At 62.7% G+C, this 18,861-nt stretch carries 18 protein-coding genes; 10 read left to right on the top strand and 8 right to left on the bottom strand.

What is annotated here, in order from left to right; genetic code table 11:
- Positions 1-9: 9 nt before the first annotated feature.
- The gene (locus AC07E3_RS12570; RefSeq protein WP_090330030.1) at positions 10-870 is read right to left on the bottom strand and encodes a TIGR01459 family HAD-type hydrolase; all 861 of its coding nucleotides are present in this window, start codon (positions 868-870) and stop codon (positions 10-12) included.
- 234 nt (positions 871-1,104) lie between these two features.
- Here AC07E3_RS12570 and AC07E3_RS12565 point away from each other — a divergent pair, with 234 nt between their 5' ends.
- The 4 genes from AC07E3_RS12565 to hisG all read left to right on the top strand — a co-directional run bounded on the left by AC07E3_RS12565 (position 1,105) and on the right by hisG (position 6,722).
- Positions 1,105-3,027: a TadE/TadG family type IV pilus assembly protein gene (locus AC07E3_RS12565; protein WP_478362276.1), complete on the top strand. Its 1,923-nt coding sequence runs from the start codon at positions 1,105-1,107 to the stop codon at positions 3,025-3,027.
- Between the two features lie 95 nt (positions 3,028-3,122).
- Complete coding sequence (gene hisS, locus AC07E3_RS12560) at positions 3,123-4,703, top strand: histidine--tRNA ligase (protein WP_478362274.1); 1,581 nt, start codon at positions 3,123-3,125, stop codon at positions 4,701-4,703.
- A gap of 211 nt (positions 4,704-4,914) precedes the next feature.
- Positions 4,915-6,033, top strand: coding sequence for an ATP phosphoribosyltransferase regulatory subunit (locus tag AC07E3_RS12555; protein WP_478362272.1), 1,119 nt, complete (start codon positions 4,915-4,917; stop codon positions 6,031-6,033).
- Entirely contained in the window at positions 6,030-6,722 is a 693-nt protein-coding gene (gene hisG / locus AC07E3_RS12550) for an ATP phosphoribosyltransferase (RefSeq protein WP_478362270.1), read from the top strand. Before AC07E3_RS12555 ends, hisG begins: the two co-directional genes overlap by 4 nt.
- Before the next feature lie 67 nt (positions 6,723-6,789).
- Here the strand turns inward: hisG and AC07E3_RS12545 are convergent, their stop codons facing one another.
- Both AC07E3_RS12545 and AC07E3_RS12540 read right to left on the bottom strand, forming a co-directional pair.
- The gene (locus AC07E3_RS12545; RefSeq protein WP_478362268.1) at positions 6,790-8,025 is read right to left on the bottom strand and encodes an MFS transporter; all 1,236 of its coding nucleotides are present in this window, start codon (positions 8,023-8,025) and stop codon (positions 6,790-6,792) included.
- 51 nt (positions 8,026-8,076) lie between these two features.
- A complete protein-coding gene (locus AC07E3_RS12540) occupies positions 8,077-9,345 on the bottom strand; it encodes a DNA recombination protein RmuC (RefSeq protein WP_478362266.1) in 1,269 nt (422 codons plus the stop codon).
- Positions 9,346-9,443: 98 nt separating this feature from the next.
- Here AC07E3_RS12540 and def point away from each other — a divergent pair, with 98 nt between their 5' ends.
- From def to truA, 3 genes are all read left to right on the top strand, one after another.
- Positions 9,444-9,974 carry a peptide deformylase gene (def, locus tag AC07E3_RS12535; protein WP_478362264.1) on the top strand — a complete coding sequence of 177 codons (531 nt, stop codon included), beginning with the start codon at positions 9,444-9,446 and terminating at the stop codon, positions 9,972-9,974.
- A gap of 124 nt (positions 9,975-10,098) precedes the next feature.
- Complete coding sequence (gene fmt, locus AC07E3_RS12530; RefSeq protein WP_478362262.1) at positions 10,099-11,034, top strand: methionyl-tRNA formyltransferase; 936 nt, start codon at positions 10,099-10,101, stop codon at positions 11,032-11,034.
- Between the two features lie 55 nt (positions 11,035-11,089).
- Positions 11,090-11,833: a tRNA pseudouridine(38-40) synthase TruA gene (gene truA / locus AC07E3_RS12525; RefSeq protein ID WP_478362260.1), complete on the top strand. Its 744-nt coding sequence runs from the start codon at positions 11,090-11,092 to the stop codon at positions 11,831-11,833.
- On the opposite strand, the gene AC07E3_RS12520 is transcribed toward truA, so the two are convergent.
- Complete coding sequence (locus tag AC07E3_RS12520; RefSeq protein ID WP_065816293.1) at positions 11,827-12,369, bottom strand: Lrp/AsnC family transcriptional regulator; 543 nt, start codon at positions 12,367-12,369, stop codon at positions 11,827-11,829. The two genes, truA and AC07E3_RS12520, sit on opposite strands and share 7 nt — an antisense overlap.
- Before the next feature lie 51 nt (positions 12,370-12,420).
- Between AC07E3_RS12520 and AC07E3_RS12515 the strand changes: the two genes are divergently transcribed.
- Positions 12,421-13,596 carry an MFS transporter gene (locus AC07E3_RS12515; RefSeq protein ID WP_478362258.1) on the top strand — a complete coding sequence of 392 codons (1,176 nt, stop codon included), beginning with the start codon at positions 12,421-12,423 and terminating at the stop codon, positions 13,594-13,596.
- Positions 13,597-13,618: 22 nt separating this feature from the next.
- On the opposite strand, the gene AC07E3_RS12510 is transcribed toward AC07E3_RS12515, so the two are convergent.
- The 4 genes from AC07E3_RS12510 to dapD are packed head-to-tail and all read right to left on the bottom strand — an operon-like array spanning position 13,619 to position 16,709.
- Complete coding sequence (locus AC07E3_RS12510) at positions 13,619-14,215, bottom strand: transporter (RefSeq protein WP_065816295.1); 597 nt, start codon at positions 14,213-14,215, stop codon at positions 13,619-13,621.
- Positions 14,216-15,403: a succinyl-diaminopimelate desuccinylase gene (gene dapE, locus AC07E3_RS12505; protein WP_478362397.1), complete on the bottom strand. Its 1,188-nt coding sequence runs from the start codon at positions 15,401-15,403 to the stop codon at positions 14,216-14,218.
- A gap of 59 nt (positions 15,404-15,462) precedes the next feature.
- On the bottom strand, positions 15,463-15,834 hold the full coding sequence (locus AC07E3_RS12500) for a DUF805 domain-containing protein (RefSeq protein WP_478362255.1): 372 nt from the start codon (positions 15,832-15,834) through the stop codon (positions 15,463-15,465).
- Positions 15,835-15,854: 20 nt separating this feature from the next.
- Positions 15,855-16,709 (bottom strand): 2,3,4,5-tetrahydropyridine-2,6-dicarboxylate N-succinyltransferase, encoded by an 855-nt coding sequence (gene dapD, locus AC07E3_RS12495; protein WP_336066643.1) that lies wholly within the window; start codon positions 16,707-16,709, stop codon positions 15,855-15,857.
- Between the two features lie 144 nt (positions 16,710-16,853).
- Between dapD and AC07E3_RS12490 the strand changes: the two genes are divergently transcribed.
- Positions 16,854-17,693, top strand: a complete 840-nt coding sequence (locus tag AC07E3_RS12490; RefSeq protein ID WP_336067605.1) for an LOG family protein — start codon at positions 16,854-16,856, stop codon at positions 17,691-17,693.
- 530 nt (positions 17,694-18,223) lie between these two features.
- A complete protein-coding gene (locus AC07E3_RS12485) occupies positions 18,224-18,766 on the top strand; it encodes a copper chaperone PCu(A)C (RefSeq protein WP_255606314.1) in 543 nt (180 codons plus the stop codon).
- Positions 18,767-18,861 lie beyond the last annotated feature (95 nt).

The raw sequence follows: 18,861 nt of genomic DNA, 5'->3' as shown, positions 1-18,861 counted from the left end.
GCGCACACCCTATCTGAGACGCGGAATGGCCGCCACGGGATTGTGGCCGTGCGTTTCCAGAAACGCGGCGAGCCGCTCGGGCTCGGGCCCCTGGCCATTGCCATATTCGCGCGCATGGATGCCATCGGTGACGAAGAGCACGTCGATGCCGTACTGATCCGCGCCCTTCACATCTGTCAGCACGCCATCGCCGATGGCCAGCGCCCTGTCGCGCGCCAGCTCGCGCCCCATGATCTCGCCAGCCGCCTTGAACGCCGCCTCATAGATCGGACGATGCGGCTTGCCGGCAATCAGCGTGCGGCCGCCCAGAAGACCGTAGTCGCGCGCCAGCGCGCCGGCGCACCAGATATGCCGGTCGCCGCGCTCAACGATGATGTCGGGATTGGCGCAGATAAACGGAAGATCGCGCATCCTGAGGCGCTCCAGCATTTCCGCATAATCCTCGGGCGTCTCGTTCTCGTCGTCGAACAGCCCCGTGCACACCACACCCGAAGCCTCGAAATCCTCGACAAGATCCACGTCGATCCCGTCGAAGATTGCCTGGTCCCGGTCCGGTCCGATGTGAAAGAGACGGCGCGGCGCGGTGCGGATCAGGTCGCGGGTGACATCGCCGGATGTCACGACACGGTCCCACGCGTCGTCGGGAACGCCAAGCACGCCAAGCTGCTCCTCGACGCCCCGGTGCGGACGCGGCGAATTGGTGATCAGCACAACCGCCTTGCCGGCGGCACGCGCCCGCGAAAGCGCTGCGCACGCCTCTGGAAAAACGCTGACGCCGTTGTGCACCACGCCCCACACATCGCACAGGACGGCGTCATAGGAACCGGTAAGGCGGTCGAGTGTATCGATGATCTGCGGGGCCTGTGGCATGGGAAAACGGGTCGTCTCGGACATTTGAGGATGCGGCGGGAATGGCTCAGGCCGGGAATTATCGGATGCGGGCTTCGCTGTCACCCGGTTTTATCGGCACGGGCAATTTGCCACGCATTTGCAACAGGGGGTTAACCCGGTGGGAACCAATAAAACATCCGCGATCGCACCAGTTACGACCGGTTAAGCACTCAAGGGCGATTTTGGGCCAGCACTGATATTGGGGTGGCACAAATGCTCAGGAAATTCGTGCATGACCGTCGCGGCAATTTCGCCATGATGACGGCGCTTGCCATGGCGCCGATCATGGGTGTTGCCGCGCTCGTGGTGGATTACAGCCAGATTTCGCGCCAGCGGCAGATGACGCTCAACGCGCTGGATGCCGCCGGCATCGCAACCGCCCGCTATCTCACCCAGGGTGCCACCGACGAGGAGGCCAAGGCCTACGCACTGGACTTCTTCAAAGCGAACCTCGGCGGCGTGAAGCCGGAGAATACGAGACTCATCATCACCCTGCCCAATCAGAACACCGGTGGCGGCACGCTGAAGCTGGAAGCGGAACTGAAGTACGCCCCTATCTTCTATCCCGTGTTTCAGAAGCTGCGCGGGGAGGCTGCCGATGCGGAACAGAAAATCGATTTCCGCGCACAAAGCGAGGTCCGGCTCAAAAACACGCTGGAAGTGGCCCTCGTGCTCGATAATTCGGGCTCCATGGACTACACTTCGACCGGCTCTTTCGAGAAGCGTCTGGCAATCCTGAAGAACGCCGCCAAGGAACTCGTGAAGACCATCGCCGCCGAAGGCGCGCAGATGAAGCAGATCCAGAAACCGGTGCAGTTCGGCGTGGTGCCGTTCGCGGCTTCCGTGAATGTGGGCGCGAACAATGCCAATGCAAGCTGGATGGACACGGACGGCCGCTCGCCCATCCACCACGAGAATTTCGACTGGTCGACCATGAAGGACGACAATCCGGACAAGCGCGTGGAATTGTCCGGTGGCGTCTACTACAAGCGCGGCAGCGCCTGGGGTGAAGAGGAAGGCCAGAAGGTCACGCGGTTCACGCTCTACAACGAAATGAAGCGGATCGTGGGCACCCAGCGCGAGCGCGTGTGGGGCTGCACTTATTCCTGGGGCGGACGCTGCTACAGGGAAGGCTGGATCTACAAAGACGTCGATGTCACCGCATCTTACACGAACTGGGGCGGCTGCGTGGAGATGCGTCCCTACCCGTACAATCTGAACGACGATGCGCCGGTCAACAGCAGACCCGAAACCTATTTCGTTCCCATGTTCGCGCCCGACGAAACAAACCAGACGGATGGAGGGCGCCCCGCCAACAACAACTGGTGGGATGACGATGACAATGTGGGAAGAAACCCCGCAAGGGATCTTGCCTACATGCCCAAATACTTCAAACCTTCGGAGACGGCTGCAACCGGGGCCGGCGAAGGGCCGAATGCGAGCTGCACCACAAAGCCGATCACGCCGCTGACCGATGTTGGCAAGGTGGAAGGGCTGAACAAGATCAATACTGCCATCGACGGCATGGATGCTGGCGGTGCAACCAATGTCACCGAAGGTCTCGCCTGGGGCTGGCGGGTGGTTTCCGGCCGCGCGCCGTTCAGCGAGGGCCGTCCGGACACCGAAAAAGGCAATGACAAGGTGGTGATCGTTCTGACCGACGGCGCCAACACCTACTACACGCCCACAAGCATCACCGCGCAGAGCTATTCCGGCTCCAATTATCGCTACGGCGGAAACGACCTCGCCGGTTCGAAGTCGATCTACTCCAATTATGGCTATGTGCGGAACCGGGCGGGCGAAAGCCGTCTTTTCAAGGGCGCCACCGGTGTCAGCGAATACAACTATTCAAACAGCAACTATTCGGCGGCGATGACCAGCCACATGAGCGCCATCTGCGAGAACGCCAAGAGCGACAACATCATCGTGATGACGGTTGCGCTCGACCTCGACAGCCGCGATTCCACGGAAAAGAAGCAGATTGACGCGCTGAAGGCCTGCTCGTCCGACTCGCGCACGCGCAAGGACGGCAACGGCAAGCCGGTGAAACTCTTCTGGAACGCCACGGGCGGCGATCTGGACGATGCCTTCAAGGCCATCGGCGACGAGCTTTCCAACCTGCGCATCGTCGGCTGACGCCGGGCGGCCTTGCCGCTTCGGTTCTGATCGGCTAGGACAGCCGCGCCCCCTTTCAGGGCGCGGTTTTCTTCTTTTCACGGACGGATTTCGACATGGCTAAAAAGGCTGACAAGACCCGGGCGAGGCTCCCACGCGGCTTTGTCGACCGCCATGCGAGCGACATTCGCGCCGTGGACGAGATGTGCGCAAAGATCCGCGAGGTCTATGAGCGCTATGGTTTCGACCCGGTCGAGACCCCGATCTTCGAATACACGGACGCGCTCGGCAAATTCCTGCCCGATCAGGACCGGCCCAATGAGGGCGTGTTCTCCGTTCAGGACGATGACGAGCAGTGGCTCTCACTGCGCTACGACCTGACCGCCCCGCTGGCCCGGCACGTGGCCGAGAATTTCAACGACATCCAGCTTCCCTACCGTAGCTACCGGGCGGGCTATGTGTTCCGCAACGAAAAACCGGGACCGGGCCGTTTTCGCCAGTTCATGCAGTTCGACGCCGACACGGTGGGCGCGCCCGGCGTCGCCGCCGATGCCGAAATGTGCATGATGATGGCCGATGTCATGGAAGCACTGGGCCTAGAGGGTCAGTATGTGATCCGCGTCAACAACCGCAAGGTGCTCGACGGCGTGATGGAGGCCATCGGCGTCACCGACGAGGCGCAGAAGCTGACCGTGCTGCGGGCCATCGACAAGAGGGACAAGTTTCCTGACCAAGAAATCAGAAAGCTTCTTCAAGAAGGTCGCTGGGACGGCGGCAAGGAAGGCGAAGGCGACTTTACGAAGGGGGCTGGGCTTTCGACAAATGCCGTAGAAGCAATTCTGAAGCTTCTAAATGCAACCCGATTGGATCGCCTTTTTGAAGAGGTCATCCGCCCTACTATTGAGCAAACCACTCCAGCTTCTGATGCAGATGGAGATTATCATAGTTCGTTGTCAATAGAAGAAGCTCGTTCATCTTCCTTCTCCGTCAACAGCATGTTCGATGAAGGCGTCGAAGAACTGCGGATGATCGCCAATCTCATTGCGGCGGCAGGTTATGAAGGCGATCGCATCAGGATTGATCTTTCCGTCGTACGCGGCCTTGAATATTACACCGGCCCCGTTTTCGAGGCCGAGCTGACCGCCGAAATCCCCAATGAGAAGGGCGAGATCGTGCGCTTCGGCTCTGTTGGCGGTGGCGGGCGGTATGACGGGCTCGTCTCGCGTTTCCGTGGCCAGCCGGTTCCGGCGACCGGCTTTTCCATCGGCGTGTCGCGTCTGGCGACCGCGCTCAAAAATCTCGGCAAGCTCGGTCAGGACCCCGTCCTGCCGCCGGTCCTCGTCACCGTCATGGATGGCGACACGGAGGCGATGGCGAAATACCAGCAGTTCACGCAGACCCTGCGCGCTGCAGGCATTCGCGCAGAGATGTATCAGGGCAACTGGAAGAAGTTCGGAAACCAGCTCAAATACGCCGACCGCCGCGGTTCGCCGCTTGCCATCATTCAGGGCGCGGACGAGCGCGCCAATGGCGAAGTGCAGATCAAGGATCTGATCGAGGGCAAGAAGCTTTCCGCCGAGATCGAAAGCAACGAGGAATGGCGCGAGGCCCGCGTGGCGCAGCTGACCGTCAGCGAAGACGATCTCGTCGAGACGGTGCGCAAAATGCTTGCCGCGCAGGCCGGCGGGGCTGCGTGATGACAGCTGCCATCGCTGGTTCCAGCAGCGCAGTGCTCGCCCCTCACCCTTACCCTCTCCCCGCCAGCGGGGAGAGGGAGACATCGACGTTGCGGCCATCCTCCTTCTCCCCGCTGGCGGGGAGAAGGTGCCGGCAGGCGGATGAGGGGCAGCGCCGTCGCCAGGTATCAGGCGAGACCTTTGCCCGAAGCGCAAGGCAGGAGACCGCCACATGACCCTGCGCGCGCCCGACTTCGCCGACGACATCTTCGCGCTCTTTGCCGAACGCGATGCGGAGCTGACCGACATCGCCATCATCCAGCCGGCCGATCCGTTTCTGGACATGGCCGGCGAGGATTTGCGCCGCCGCATCTTCCTGACGGAGAGCGAGACCGGCGCCAATCTCTGTCTCAGACCCGAGTTCACCATTCCCGTCTGCCGCGACCATATCGACAAGCGCGCAGCCACGCCGCAGCGCTACGCCTATCTGGGTGAAGTGTTCCGACAACAGCGCGAGGGCGGAGCCGAGTTCTTTCAGGCGGGCATCGAGGATCTTGGCGCAAGCGACCGCGCCGGCGCGGATGCGCGCTCGCTGGCCGATGCGCATGCGCTTTTGACGCGTGTTCTGCCGGGCCATGCGCTCTCCGTCACACTTGGCGATCAGGCCGTGTTCGAAGCGGTGCTTTCGGCCCTTGGCCTGCCGCGCGGCTGGCAGATGCGCCTGACCCGCGCCTTCGGCTCGCAAAAGCTCCTGCAGGCCGCGCTCGACGATCTGGCCAACTCACAGGGGGCAGCCAATCTGCCGCGCGCGGTTGCCGGGCTCGTGGCGCGTGGCGATGAGCCCGCCCTTGCCGATCACATTGCAACGGTGATGGACGAGACCGGGATTTCTCCTTCTGCCGGACGCACGCCGCAGGAGATCGCCCGGCGGCTGATCGAGAAGGCGGAACTGCGCAGCGTGCGGCTGACGGACGAAGCGATGAGCGCGCTGAAGGCTTTCGTTTCCATGCGCGTGCCCTTTGCCGAAGCGGGCGAGCGGCTTTCTGCCTTCGCCACCGAGAACGGGCTCATCCTCGACGATGCGCTCGAAACCTTCGCCGCGCGCGCGGAACGCATCGAGGCCGAGGGCCTGCCGCTCGACGCGCTGACCTATGATGCCGGCTTCGGCCGCCCGCTCGATTATTACACCGGCTTCGTGTTCGAGATCGCCTCTCCCACAGGCACGGTGTTGGCTGGCGGTGGGCGCTATGATCGTCTTCTGACCCTTCTGGGCGCGGAGACGCCCATTCCCGGCGTCGGTTTTTCCATCTGGCTCGATCGCGTGGCAGGTCTGAAGGAGACGGCGGCATGAGCATCACCCTTGCCCTGCCCTCCAAGGGCCGCCTGAAGGAAAACGCGCTGGCACAGCTCGAAAAGGCCGGCCTGACCGTGCACCTGCCGGAAAACGACCGGCGCTACCGCGCCACGCTCGAAGGCGTGGACGGTGTCGAGATCGCCTTCCTTTCCGCATCCGAAATCGCCCGCGAACTGGAGCGCGGCACGGTCGATCTCGGCGTGACCGGCGAGGACCTGGTGCGCGAGACCATCCCCGACTGGCAGCGCAAGGTGGAGATTGCCGCAAGGCTGGGCTTTGGCCGGGCAGACGTGGTGGTCGCGGTGCCGGAGGTCTGGTTCGATGTGTCGACCATGGCCGATCTCGACGATGTCGCCGCCGACTTTCGCCACCGGCACGGACGCCGCCTCAGGATCGCCACGAAATACTGGCGGCTGACCCAGCAGTTCTTCTCGCAGAAGCACGGCATTCAGGTCTACCGGATCGTGGAAAGCCTCGGTGCGACCGAAGGCGCGCCGGCGGCGGGTTCGGCCGACGTGATCGTCGATATCACCTCGACGGGATCGACGCTCACGGCCAACCATCTGAAGGTGCTTGACGATGGAATTATCCTGCGTTCCGAGGCCTGTCTCGTGACAGCACTTCGGGAGCGATCCGCGTCTGACCAGGCGGCTCTTGACGCGCTGACGGAGCGGTTTTCAGGCTAGAATCGTTTTCTGCAGTTTCGACCGGAATTCCGGAAAAATCCGCGAAATGAAACGGAATTTCCCCGTTTCAGGCGGTTTTCGGGAATTTCGGGCGCGCCATGAATGAGGCCGTCCAGAACGCCCCGACCATGACCAGTGTCGCGGCGAAAGCGAGCATCAGATAAAGGTCATATCCGCCGCTTGCCGCCCATAGGGCAGCAACGCCCAGAGGCGCAACCGCCTCCACCATGCGGGACGGGGTGATGAGCGCGCCATTGATCGCGCCATAGGCCTCGCGGCTCAGCATTTCCGGTACGGCAAGCCCGCGCACGATTGTCATCATGCCATTGGCGGCGCCATAAAATGCGGCAATGGCAGCGATTACCAGCATGTGCGGTGGTGCGAAAGCGTAGCCGATGAGCACCAGCGGAAAGACCCCCACCATGATCGCGCCGATGCGGCGGACGGGCGCGTCGGGCGCAAAGGTCCAGATGGCGATACGACCGGCCACCTGCGCGGGACCGATCACGGCGACGATGCTGACGACTTCGCCGGCACTCAGCCCGCGCTCCAGAAGCAGTGGATAGATGTGAAAGCTCAGGCTGGAGAAAACGCCGGCATAAAGCACGAGAAACAGAACCAGCGCCCAGAAGACCGGCTGGCGAAACGCCCAGGAAACGGCAGCGCGACCGGCGAACTCCGGCTTTCCCGTCTCTCCCGCCGGCTCTTTCGGCCTGTCTTTCGAGGGATCGATCACCGCGACATAAAGGCTTGCGCAGAGGAAGGCGTTGATTGCGCCCAGCACCATCAGCGCTCCGCGCCAGTCGAGCGCGTCGATAAGCCATTGAACCAGCGGCACGAACACGGTGCTGGCGAAGCCGCCCCAAAGCGTGAGCGCGGTGATGGCGCGCCGCGCCTCAAGCGCACCGACGCGGCGGGCAAGCACCGCAAAGGCCGGTTCATAGAGGGTGGCCGCCTGAAGCCCGCCAAGCAGTGGAACGATCACGTAGAACATGGCGATGCTGTCGACCCGCGACCACAGGAGATAGAGAAGCCCGGCCATGAGGGACGCGCCGCTCATGACCCAGCGCCCCTGCCCCCGGTCGATCGCCGCCCCGACCGGATAGGCGGCGAGTGCAGCGAGGATCAGGCCCGCCGTGGCACCGCCGTAGAGAAGCGGTTTTGACCAGCCGAGATCATCTCGCATCGCTTCGGCGATGAGCGGGAAACTGTAGAAGATCGACCCCCAGCTGCAAATCTGGGCAATGCCGAGCGCCGTGATCATGCGCCTGTAGCCAGGCTCTGAACCGGAAGCGCTCGCCATCTTCACTTTCCCCTCAGCCCGGAGGCCCGACCGTTCCCGCGCACACAGGGTTTATTCGTCAACCACGCGCAGGCGCAGTTGTCCGCCACCCGGTCCGCCCTCATCGTTCGACTTTTTGGGCGCCAGACGGTTGTCGCTTCCTCCGGACTTTTCGGCCTCGCCCGCGCCCAGCTCCAGCGCCTCGATCTTAGCCCCGCGCTTGGTGACCTTGTCGGTCGAGGTGAGGATCATGTCGATGTCCTTGTTGGCCTGCATGAAATGGGTCTGCAGCTTGCGCACCCGGTCATCAAGCCGGCCCACATCCTCCATCAGGCGCACCACTTCGGCCTGAATCAAATGTGCCTGCTCGCGCATGCGTGCATCCTTCAGAACGGCCTGAATGACCTGAATGGAGAGCATGAGCAGTGACGGCGAAACGATGACCACCCGTGCCCGGTGAGCACGTTGGATGAGGTTTTCGAAATTTTCGTGGATCTCGGCAAAGATGGATTCTGACGGCACGAACATGAAGGCCGTATCCTGTGTCTCGCCGGTCAGCAGATACTTTTCCGAGATCGCCTTGATATGCACCTCGACATCGCGGCGAAACGCCGATTCTGCGGCCTTTCGGGCTTCGGGAGAACCGCCCTCTCCCTCGGATGCCGCGCGGATGGCATTCCACGCTTCAAGCGGGAATTTGGCGTCGATCACCAGCGAGGGCGCATCATTGGGCATCTTGACGACACAGTCGGGTCGGCTGCCATTGGAGAGCGTTGCCTGAAACTCATAGGCCGTGTGCGGCAGGCCGTCGGCGATGATCGCCTCCATGCGCGACTGGCCGAAGGCGCCGCGCGTCTGCTTGTTGGAAAGAATCTGCTGAAGCTGCACCACCTGACCGGCGAGCGACTGAATGTTGTTCTGCGCCGTGTCGATGACCGCCAGCCGCTCCTGCAGCTTTGCGAGATTCTCGTGCGTCGATCTGGTCTGCTCGGTGATGGACTGGCCAAGCCGCGAGCTCATGCCGTCGAGACGGTCGGACAGGGCCTTGGTCAATTCCGCCTGCCTGCTGCCGAACACTTCTGCTATCGAGCCCATGCGCCCCTGAAGCTCGGCCTGCGCCCGGGTGAGCTCGGCCATGCGCGCCTCCGCCTCGCGGGCGTGCTGGGCGGCCTCTGCCGCCGCCACCGCCCGCGCGCGCGCCGCGCGCCACAGGCCGGTGACAAGCACGGCCATCAGCACAAAAAGCAGGACGCCGCCGGCAAGCAAGAACTGGCCAAGCGTGAAAGTGCTGGCACCGAGCTGCGCCACGGGCGTGGAGAAAATGTCGGACATCTCGTTCATGCGCGGCACTCTAGACGATTCGCAATGGCACCATAAGACCAAAACGTGAACAGGCGTTCCGTATTGACGTTCCCGCAGGCAGGGCTTACCTGACTGCCATGACGATTAAACCACTTGTTCTTCTTCCTGACCCGATCCTGCGCGAAACCTCCAGACCGGTCGAGCGCTTTGACGATCAGCTACGCACCTTTGCCGACGACATGCTGGCAACCATGTATGACGCGCCGGGCATCGGCCTTGCCGCCATTCAGGTCGGCGAGCCGTTGCGCATGCTGGTGATCGACGTTTCGGAGAAGGACGAAGAGCCGGCGCCGATGGTGGTGATCAACCCGCAGATCGTTGCCAGCACCGATGCGCGCAATGTGCATGAGGAAGGATGCCTTTCCATTCCCGATTACTATGCGGAAGTGGAGCGGCCTGCCGGCGTGACCGTCAATTATTTCGATCTGGACGGCAAGCAGCAGACGGTAGCAGCCGATGGACTGCTCGCTACATGCCTGCAGCACGAGATCGACCATCTGAACGGTGTTCTGTTCATCGACTATCTGTCGAAGCTCAAGCGCGACATGGTGGTGCGCAAGTTCAGGAAACTCGCCAAGGACCGCCCGCCCGCGCGCATGGTCGGCTGACCCAATCCTGCCATGTGAGGCAATTGGCCCTGCGGGGCTTGACCAGAAGCGGATAAATCCGCTTCAAGCACCGCAGGAGCGCGGGTGCGCTCGTTTGACTGACTGAACGCATCGGACACGCGGCATGGCACTTCGTCTCATCTTCATGGGCACTCCGGATTTCTCGGTCGGCACATTGCAGGCGCTGGCCGATGCCGGGCACGAGATTGTCGCCGTCTATTCGCAGCCACCCCGTCCTGCCGGACGACGCGGGCTGGAGCTTACCAAGTCGCCCGTTCATCAGGCTGCCGAAGCGCTCGGCATCGAGGTCAGGACACCGAAGTCGCTCAAGGGCGAGGATGAACAGGCCGCGTTTGCCGCACTCGATGCGGATGCGGCCATCGTGGTGGCCTACGGGCTTCTTCTTCCCAAACCCATTCTGGACGGAACGCGACTTGGCTGTTTCAACGGCCATGCATCGCTGCTGCCCCGCTGGCGGGGGGCGGCTCCCATCCAACGCGCGATCATGGCCGGCGACACAGAAACCGGCATGATGGTGATGAAGATGGACGAAGGGCTCGACACCGGGCCCGTGGCCATGACATCCCGCGTTGTCATCACCGCGGACATGACCGGCGGCGAACTGCACGATGTGCTGAAGGAAACGGGCGCTTCTCTCATGGTCGAAGCCATGGATGCGCTCGAAAAAGGGGCGCTCACGCTGACACCGCAGCCCGAGGAGGGCGCGACCTATGCCAAGAAGATCCTGAAGGACGAAACCCGCGTCGGCTGGAGCCGCCCTGCCCGTGCGGTTCACGATCACATTCGCGGGCTTTCACCCTTCCCTGGCGCCTGGTGCGAAATGACCTTCGGCAGCAAGCCGGAGCGCGTCAAGCTTTTGCGGGCCGAACGCGCCGACGGCAAAGGCGTGCCCGGTGAAGTTCTGGACGACGCCCTGACGATCGCCTGCGGCGATGGCGCGATACGACTGACCGAAGTGCAACGTGCCGGCGGCAAGCCGATGCGCGCCGTGGACTTCCTGCGCGGGGCGAAGCTCGGCAAAGGGACCGTGCTTCCATGAGTACCCTGATTGCACTTCGCGCGGCCAGTCCCTCAAGCGCGGGCGGGCTTTGAGCATGGCGCGTTTTCGCATCGACATCGAATATGACGGCGGGCCCTATTTCGGCTGGCAGCGGCAGGCCACCCATCACTCCGTGCAGGCCGCGCTGGAGACCGCCATCGCCGCCTTTTCAGGCGAAGAGGTGACGCTTTTCGGCGCCGGACGCACCGACACCGGCGTGCACGCGCTGGCGCAGGTGGCGCATTTCAACCTTTCGCGCGAATGGACGGCGCGCACCGTGCAGAACGCGATCAATGCGCATCTCGCCATGGCGGAGGAGACGGTTGCCGTGATTGAGGCTGCGCAGGTGCCGGACGATTTCGATGCACGCTTTTCCGCCAAGGCCCGACACTATCTCTACCGCATTCACAATCGCCGCCCGCCACTGACAGTGGACCGCGCTCATGCCTGGCATGTGGCGGCCCCGCTCGATGCGGAAGCGATGCACGAGGCTGCTCAGCGGCTGGTCGGAACCCATGATTTCACAACGTTCCGCGCGGCCCAGTGTCAGGCAAAAAGCCCGATCAAGACGCTCGAGAAGCTGGACGTGACCCGCAATGGCGAATTCGTGGAGATCCGCGCCTCGGCCCGCTCCTTCCTGCACAACCAGGTGCGGTCCTTCGCGGGAACGCTGAAGCGTGTGGGCGAAGGTGGCTGGAGTGCAGACGACGTGACGGCGGCGCTTGAAGCCCGCGATCGCAAGGCCTGCGGCCCGGTCGCCCCGCCGCACGGGCTTTACCTGACACGCGTCGACTACTGAGCGATCTCCACAGGCCGCGCGGCCTTCGGCACCGGCCATGACAAGGTGACACCCGGCTGCGGTGGCCGCTCCAGATAGGTGGAGAGCACCACATAGCTGCGTGTGGCCTTGACGCCCGGCGTGTCATAGAGACGGGCAAGAAGACCTTCCAGCGCGCGGGTCGAAGCCGCGCGCACTTTCAGCAACATGCAGGCATCGCCTGCCACCGAATGGACCTCTTCCACCTCGGGACACTCGGCGATTGCCATCAATGCCGGCGTCTTGCCCCAGCCGCTCGTGTCCACATGGATGAAGGCGAGCAGCCCCTTGCCCACCGCGCCCGGATCGATCAACGCCGCCATGCGGCGAATCGCACCGCTTTTCTTGAGTCGCTTGACCCGTTCATGGGCGGCGGGTGCAGAAAGGCCCACCCGCTTGCCCAACTCGGCGTAGCTGACTGTCGCATCCTCGACCAGAACGGCTAATATTTTTCGGTCCATCGGGTCCAGCTGCTGTGTCGCGGCAGCCAGCGAGCGAATATCATCTGTTTCTTTCATGGTTCGGCATTTTCCGATTGATGCTTAATTTCATTCGGCCATTATGCGCTTATGTCGAAGATCAATCAAACACCTATCGAAGAGCCTCTGGCGCTTGCGCTCGACGGCCGCATTCCCCCGGCCGTCTTTCTGCTGACGGGATGCGTCGCCGTGATCGGCTGCAACTCGCTTGTTCTGTCCCCGATCGCACCGGAGGTTTCGCGTTCGCTCGACGCTTCGGTTCAGGGTGTGATGATCGCCTCGGCCGCTTTCGGCCTGGGCACGGCCGGCAGCGCCCTTTTTCTGGCGCGCCATATCGACCGTCTCGGCGCATGGCGCATGCTGCGGCTGGCCTTTGCAGCGCTTGCAGCCGCACTCGGTGTCAGCGCCCTCGCCCCGGTTCTGGCGGTGCTGGTGGCCGCGCAGCTTGTGGCGGGGCTTGCCGCGGGCGTCGCCCTGCCGGCGATCTACACCAATGCGGCTACGGTTGCCCCTGCCGGGCGCGAGACGGAAACCGTCGGGATCGTTCTGACAGGCTGGACGCTCAGTCTTGTCGCGGGTGTCTCTCTTTCAGCGGTGCTGGCTGACATATTGCACTGGCGCGCCGTGTTTGCCCTTGTATGTCTGCTGGCCGTGGGCGCCTTTCTGATACTGGCTCTCAACGGGCGGCGCGACACGCCATCCGACGAGCCCGCCATGGCGCCGCTGGCTGCCCTTCGCACGCCGGGTCTTCTTCCGCTGCTTCTGGCCTGCGGTGCTTTCATGGCCTCGTTCTACGGCGTCTATGGCTATATCGGCGCGCATCTTGCCGGTGCACTTGGCAAACCCGTTAGCGCAAACGGACTTTTGACACTGGTCTACGGGCTCGGATTTGGCGGAGCGGTGCTGCTCGACAGACCCGTTCAGCGCCTCGGCGCTCACAATCTTCTGCCCTTTGCCTTTGCCTTCGTGGCTGCAATCTACCTCTTCATGATGTGGGGCGCGCATAGCTTTGGCATTCTGCTTGCCGTGGCCTTTGTGTGGGGTCTGGCAAACCATCTCGGTCTCAACATGCTGATCGTGCGGCTGAGCGGCATCGCGCCCGCCAGACGCGGCGCGATCATGGGGCTGAACAGCGCCACCACCTATATCGCCGCCTTTGCCGGCACGCTGGGCTTCGGCCCTGTTTATGCCGGGTTTGGACTGCCAGCGGCCGCGGCAATGGCAGCCCTTCTGACGCTGGTTGCCGCTTTGTCGGCCGCGCGCTGAGAGACTTGCTTGGGCCCTGCCCCTAACCCACTCCGCGCGACAGGCCAAGCAGCCCTTCTGCCGTGAAAAGCACCGCGAGGGACGCCGCAAACATGGCGGCGAACACAGCCGTGGCGACGGCTGGCCCCTTGCCGATGGCGACATTGGTGAGCCGCCAGGACAGGATCATCGTGCCGATGAAAACGAGGAAGGTCAAAAAGCCCGTGAGATCGGCAGCCTCCGGCAAAAGCAGCTGGAGGAGCATGACAGGAAGCATGACCCAGGAAAACAGGGCAGAGGCCCAGTTGCTCGCCACCACGTAATGCACGAATCGATCGGCAACGCCGGCTGGGCGCGCGGCGAGCGCCAGAATGACGTAGGGCAGGACCCAGGTCGCCAGGTCCGTCAGCAGCAACCGCGCGAACAGTGAGAAGCGGGAGCTGAAAACATCTGCACCCGCCAGTTCATTGGAAATCGTCACCCATCCCACCACCATGGGCGGAACAGCGACGAGAATGGCGAAAAACGAATTCCAGAAACCGTCCGCCGACAGATCAAGCAGGCGCAACCCCTCCGAACGCCCCATCATCATGCGCCAGACACCGGCAAAATACTGCTGGATATCGGCGAAGGAGGGCATTCAGGCAAACCAGTCTTGAAGAAAACGCAGATAGATCTGCGTCAGGGTTTCAAGATCGGACAGCGCCACCCGCTCATCGACCATGTGCATGGTCTGGCCGACAAGACCGAACTCCACCACGGGGCAATGGTCCTTGATGAAGCGTGCATCCGAGGTGCCGCCGGAGGTGGAAAGTTCCGGGCGTACACCGACTACGGCCTCGACCGAAGCCGACAGGGTTTCGACCAGTTTCTCGTCCCGTGTCAGGAAAACGGGGCTCGGGCGGCCAAGCCAGTCAATGTCGAAATCGACTGGCTGCTCGGCGCCTTTGCGCAGGCGATTTTCTTCTGCGGCGCGGTCGAGCCTGTTGTGAATTTCGGCCTGCAGGCTTTCCACGGTCCAGGCGTCGTTGAAGCGGATGTTGAAGACCGCTGTCGCCTTTGCGGGAATGACGTTTGTCGCCGTGTTGTCCACGTCAACCGTGGTGACTTCCAGATTGCTCGGCTGGAAATCGACCGTGCCTTCATCGAAGGGCTTTTCGAGGAGTGCACCAAGCAGCTGCATGAGGCCGGGCACCGGATTGTCTGCCCGGTGTGGATAAGCCACATGACCCTGGCGGCCGTTGACGGTGATGCGCCCGGTGAGCGAACCGCGCCGGCCGATCTTGATCATGTCGCCGAGCCGGTCGGGATTGGTGGGTTCGCCGACGATCGATGCGTCCCACTTCTCGCCGCGCTCCATGGCCCATTCAAGAAGCTTGACCGTGCCGTTGATGGCCGGGCCTTCCTCGTCGCCGGTGATGAGGAAGGAGACGGAGCCTTTCGGCCTGCCGTGGGCTTCCACATAGCGGGCGAGCGCGGCGACGAAACAGGCGATGCCGCCCTTCATGTCGACGGCGCCCCGGCCATACATCTGGCCATCGGCAATGGCGGCGGCAAAGGGCGGATGTTTCCAGGCGCTCTCATCGCCCGGTGGGACGACATCGGTGTGACCGGCAAACATGAGATGCGGGCCCCGGCCTGCGAGCTTGCCATAGAGATTTTCGATGTCGGGCGTGCCCTCTTCGGAGAAGACCGGGCGTTCAACCGTGCAGTCGAGCGCCTTCAGCATGCCCTGAAGCACGGAAAGCGCTCGGCCTTCAGCCGGCGTGACGGAGGGGCAACGGATGAGTTCGGCGAGATTCGCGGCGGGATCGGTCGGCAGTGTCATGCGCAAGGGATAATCCAACATCAGGCCGCTGTCACGCAACAAGCGGCCCAGCCTTTCGGCTACGACTTCGGCGCGTTTGTCCGATCACCATATTCGTTGGCGCCCGCATCGCCCGGATAGAGGCAAAGCACGATAAAAGCGAGGATCGACACCATCGGGATGAAGAGTGAAACGGCAAAAATGCCCGGCTTGCCGAAATCATGCAGACGCTTGACGCCCAGCGCGACGGACGAGAAGACCGAAACGAAGAACAGGCCCCAGAAAAGCAGGGCCCACATGCCGCTGGCGCCGCTTCCCTCCGGCGCCAGGGTGAAGCGATAGAGCGCAAAAGCCTGCAGGATCGCCAGAAGCATGCCCGCCAGGAAAAAGGCGGCACGGCTTACCCGTCCGGAAAATCCGAAAAACAGCCAGGCGATCTGTCCCTTGGGCATTGTGCTTCTCCGCAGGCCGGTCAATCGCGCAGGAGTTCGTTGATCGACGTCTTGGAGCGGGTCTTTTCATCGACGCGCTTGACGATCACGGCGCAGTAGAGGCTCGGACCCCAGTTTTCACCCGGTACGTTCTTGCCGGGCATGGTGCCTGCGACGACCACCGAATAGGGCGGGACTTCGCCGTAGAAGATCTCGCCCGTGGCGCGGTCGACGATCTTGGTCGACTTGCCGATATAGACGCCCATGCCGAGCACCGAGCCTTCACGCACGATGCAGCCCTCGACCACCTCCGAGCGCGCACCGATGAAGCAATGATCCTCGATGATGGTGGGACCGGCCTGCATGGGCTCCAGAACGCCGCCGATGCCGACGCCGCCGGAAAGATGAACATTCTTGCCGATCTGCGCGCAGGAGCCGACAGTGGCCCAGGTGTCGACCATGGTGCCCTCGCCCACATAGGCGCCGAGATTGACGAAGGAGGGCATCAGCACGACACCGGGCGCGACATAGGCCGAGTGGCGCACAACGGCGTTGGGAACCGCGCGGAAACCGGCCTTCTCGAACTCGTTGGCGCTCCAGCCGTCGAATTTGGAAGCGACCTTGTCCCACCAGACGGCATCGCCGGGCCCGCCCTTGATGACCTGCATCGGGTTCAGCCGGAACGAAAGCAGCACTGCCTTCTTGAGCCACTGGTTCACCTTCCAGGAGCCGTCCTCCTGACGCTCGGCGACACGCGCCTTGCCGCTGTCGAGCAGACCGAGCGAGGTTTCCACCGCATCGCGAATCTCGCCGCGTGTGTCGGTCGAAACGCCGTCGCGCTCGTCGAATGCCTTTTCAATTGTCTTTTCCAGCGCGGCGGCATCGGTGTTCGTCATGCTTGCGGCTCCATTGAACAAGCTGTTAAGGGCTCAGCCATAGTTTGGGAGAAGGACCCAGGTCGGCGCGGAAACTATGCGAAGCGTCACTAGGGGTCAATCTCGGGATCGCGCGGGGACGCGCCAACGGACGGATAAATGACGATGGATTCAAAAGACGAAAACGGCTGGACACCTCTACCGCATTCCGATGAAGACCTGCGTCGCGCAAGACAGGTGCCCGATACACCGCAGACGCGCGCGGAAACCTATCGTCTTGCCTGGGATGACGAGGAGTTTATGACCCGGCGCGAACTGCGCCCGGTGCGCCTGCAGCTCGAACTCCTGAAGCCGGAAATGGCACTTGCAGAACGCGGCATCCGATCGACGGTGATCCTTTTCGGTGGCGCGCGCCTGCCCGAGCCCGGTGGAGAGGCCTGGGCCGCCAAGAACGAGACGCAGAAGAAGAATCTCGAAAAGAACAGCCGCTACTATCAGGAAGCCCGCAAATTCGCGCGGCTCTGCTCGGAAGAATCGGCCAAGTCCTATTACCGCGAATATGTCGTCGTAACGGGCGGCGGACCCGGCGTGATGGAAGCCGGCAATCGCGGTGCTGCCGATTGCGGTGCCCCCTCCATAGGCCTCAACATCGTGCTGCCGCACGAACAGGCACCGAACCTCTATGTGACGCCCGAGCTCTGCTTCAACTTCCACTATTTCGCGATCCGCAAGATGCATTTCATGATGCGTGCGAAGGCGGTCGCCGTGTTCCCCGGCGGTTTCGGGACAATGGACGAACTGTTCGAGACGCTGACCCTGATCCAGACCGGACGCATGGAGCGTTTACCGGTGGTGCTGTTCGGCAAGGATTTCTGGGAAGGCGCGATCAATCTGGCCTTCCTGGCCGAACAGGGCACGATCTCGCCTGGAGACGATGAGCTGATCACTTTCGTCGACACGGCCGAGGAAGCCTGGGCGAAGATCGCCGAGTTCTACGAACTCTGATCCCGAATGCCGTCATGCCGCAGTCCGCGGCACTGGCGGCACGGCCTGCAATCGGCTAGGCATTTGCAGATGATCCCATGCCGAGGCAACACAAGCTGGTTTGGAAGCCTGCGCCGCGATGCGAAGCTTTTCGCGGCGGTCGGGTGTCTTTCTCTGCTCATGGGGCTGCTGCAGCCGCTGGCCCTGGCTGCGGCTGCACCGGCGTCCTACGGCTTCGTCATCTGCACGACTTACGGGATTGGCACAGCCTCCGATGATAGCCGTGAACATCCCCGCACAACCGAATGCCCCCTATGCGTGAGCAGCCATACTTGCGGCTTTCAGTTTTCATCGTCCACGTCGCAGCTTCCGGCGCTGGTGCTGCCAATACCGCAAGAGAACGGTGCCGCTGTATCCCATTGGGGCGACGGACCACATGCCAACCCTGCCGGCGACACGGCACACGGCATTCGCGCGCCCCCTGTCCCTGCCTGATCTTTTAAAGCCCGGGTTTCCCGGCAGTTCAAAGCTCAGACATGAAAGGCAGAACCATGCGTTTAAACATTCTTATCGCGGCAGCGGCTGCGTTCCCGCTAATCACAACGGGAGCAGTGGCTCACGGCACGAATGCCGACCATCACGCCTCCAATCAAGGGGCCACGGAAACGACCGCGGACCACCACGCCGTTGAGGCCGGCGATCTGAAAATCGCACACCCCCGGGTGCGGGCCATGCTGCCCGGTCAACCGTCTGGCGGCGGATACATGGTCATCGAAAACACCGGCACCGACGATGACCGGCTGTTGACCCTGACCTCGCCACGGGCCGGCAAGGTGGAGGTCCACACCATGGAAATGAACAATGACGTCATGGTCATGCGCCCGGTAAAGGGCGGCCTGACGATACCCGCCGGCGAAACGGTGACGCTGGAACCCGGCGGCCTGCACGTCATGTTCATGCAGGTGGAAAAGGGTTTTCAGGAGGGCGAATCCATACCGCTGACGCTCGAATTCGAGAAGGCGGGAAAGGTCGATCTGGAGCTCACCGCAGGCCCGGCACGCGGCAGCGCGTCCGATACCGGGCACAGCCACTGACGCCGGGACGCGGCCTCCCGCTGGAACAGTTCACCGTCTCATGGAAGCACCGCTCCGCTCCATCTGCCTGTTTTTGCGCATTTGTGCGAACGTCA

It is taken from the genome of Nitratireductor lacus (genome assembly GCF_056431025.1).
This window is presented reverse-complemented; position numbering and strand designations above follow the sequence as displayed.

Bases quoted from the DNA above. Each gene is read 5' to 3' on its own strand.
- AC07E3_RS12570 (WP_090330030.1), bottom strand. From the start codon at position 870: ATGCCACAGGCCCCGCAGATCATCGATACACTCGACCGCCTTACCGGT.
- AC07E3_RS12565 (WP_478362276.1), top strand. From the start codon at position 1,105: ATGCTCAGGAAATTCGTGCATGACCGTCGCGGCAATTTCGCCATGATG.
- hisS (WP_478362274.1), top strand. From the start codon at position 3,123: ATGGCTAAAAAGGCTGACAAGACCCGGGCGAGGCTCCCACGCGGCTTT.
- AC07E3_RS12555 (WP_478362272.1), top strand. From the start codon at position 4,915: ATGACCCTGCGCGCGCCCGACTTCGCCGACGACATCTTCGCGCTCTTT.
- hisG (WP_478362270.1), top strand. From the start codon at position 6,030: ATGAGCATCACCCTTGCCCTGCCCTCCAAGGGCCGCCTGAAGGAAAAC.
- AC07E3_RS12545 (WP_478362268.1), bottom strand. From the start codon at position 8,025: ATGGCGAGCGCTTCCGGTTCAGAGCCTGGCTACAGGCGCATGATCACG.
- AC07E3_RS12540 (WP_478362266.1), bottom strand. From the start codon at position 9,345: ATGAACGAGATGTCCGACATTTTCTCCACGCCCGTGGCGCAGCTCGGT.
- def (WP_478362264.1), top strand. From the start codon at position 9,444: ATGACGATTAAACCACTTGTTCTTCTTCCTGACCCGATCCTGCGCGAA.
- fmt (WP_478362262.1), top strand. From the start codon at position 10,099: ATGGCACTTCGTCTCATCTTCATGGGCACTCCGGATTTCTCGGTCGGC.
- truA (WP_478362260.1), top strand. From the start codon at position 11,090: ATGGCGCGTTTTCGCATCGACATCGAATATGACGGCGGGCCCTATTTC.
- AC07E3_RS12520 (WP_065816293.1), bottom strand. From the start codon at position 12,369: ATGAAAGAAACAGATGATATTCGCTCGCTGGCTGCCGCGACACAGCAG.
- AC07E3_RS12515 (WP_478362258.1), top strand. From the start codon at position 12,421: ATGTCGAAGATCAATCAAACACCTATCGAAGAGCCTCTGGCGCTTGCG.
- AC07E3_RS12510 (WP_065816295.1), bottom strand. From the start codon at position 14,215: ATGCCCTCCTTCGCCGATATCCAGCAGTATTTTGCCGGTGTCTGGCGC.
- dapE (WP_478362397.1), bottom strand. From the start codon at position 15,403: ATGACACTGCCGACCGATCCCGCCGCGAATCTCGCCGAACTCATCCGT.
- AC07E3_RS12500 (WP_478362255.1), bottom strand. From the start codon at position 15,834: ATGCCCAAGGGACAGATCGCCTGGCTGTTTTTCGGATTTTCCGGACGG.
- dapD (WP_336066643.1), bottom strand. From the start codon at position 16,709: ATGACGAACACCGATGCCGCCGCGCTGGAAAAGACAATTGAAAAGGCA.
- AC07E3_RS12490 (WP_336067605.1), top strand. From the start codon at position 16,854: ATGGATTCAAAAGACGAAAACGGCTGGACACCTCTACCGCATTCCGAT.
- AC07E3_RS12485 (WP_255606314.1), top strand. From the start codon at position 18,224: ATGCGTTTAAACATTCTTATCGCGGCAGCGGCTGCGTTCCCGCTAATC.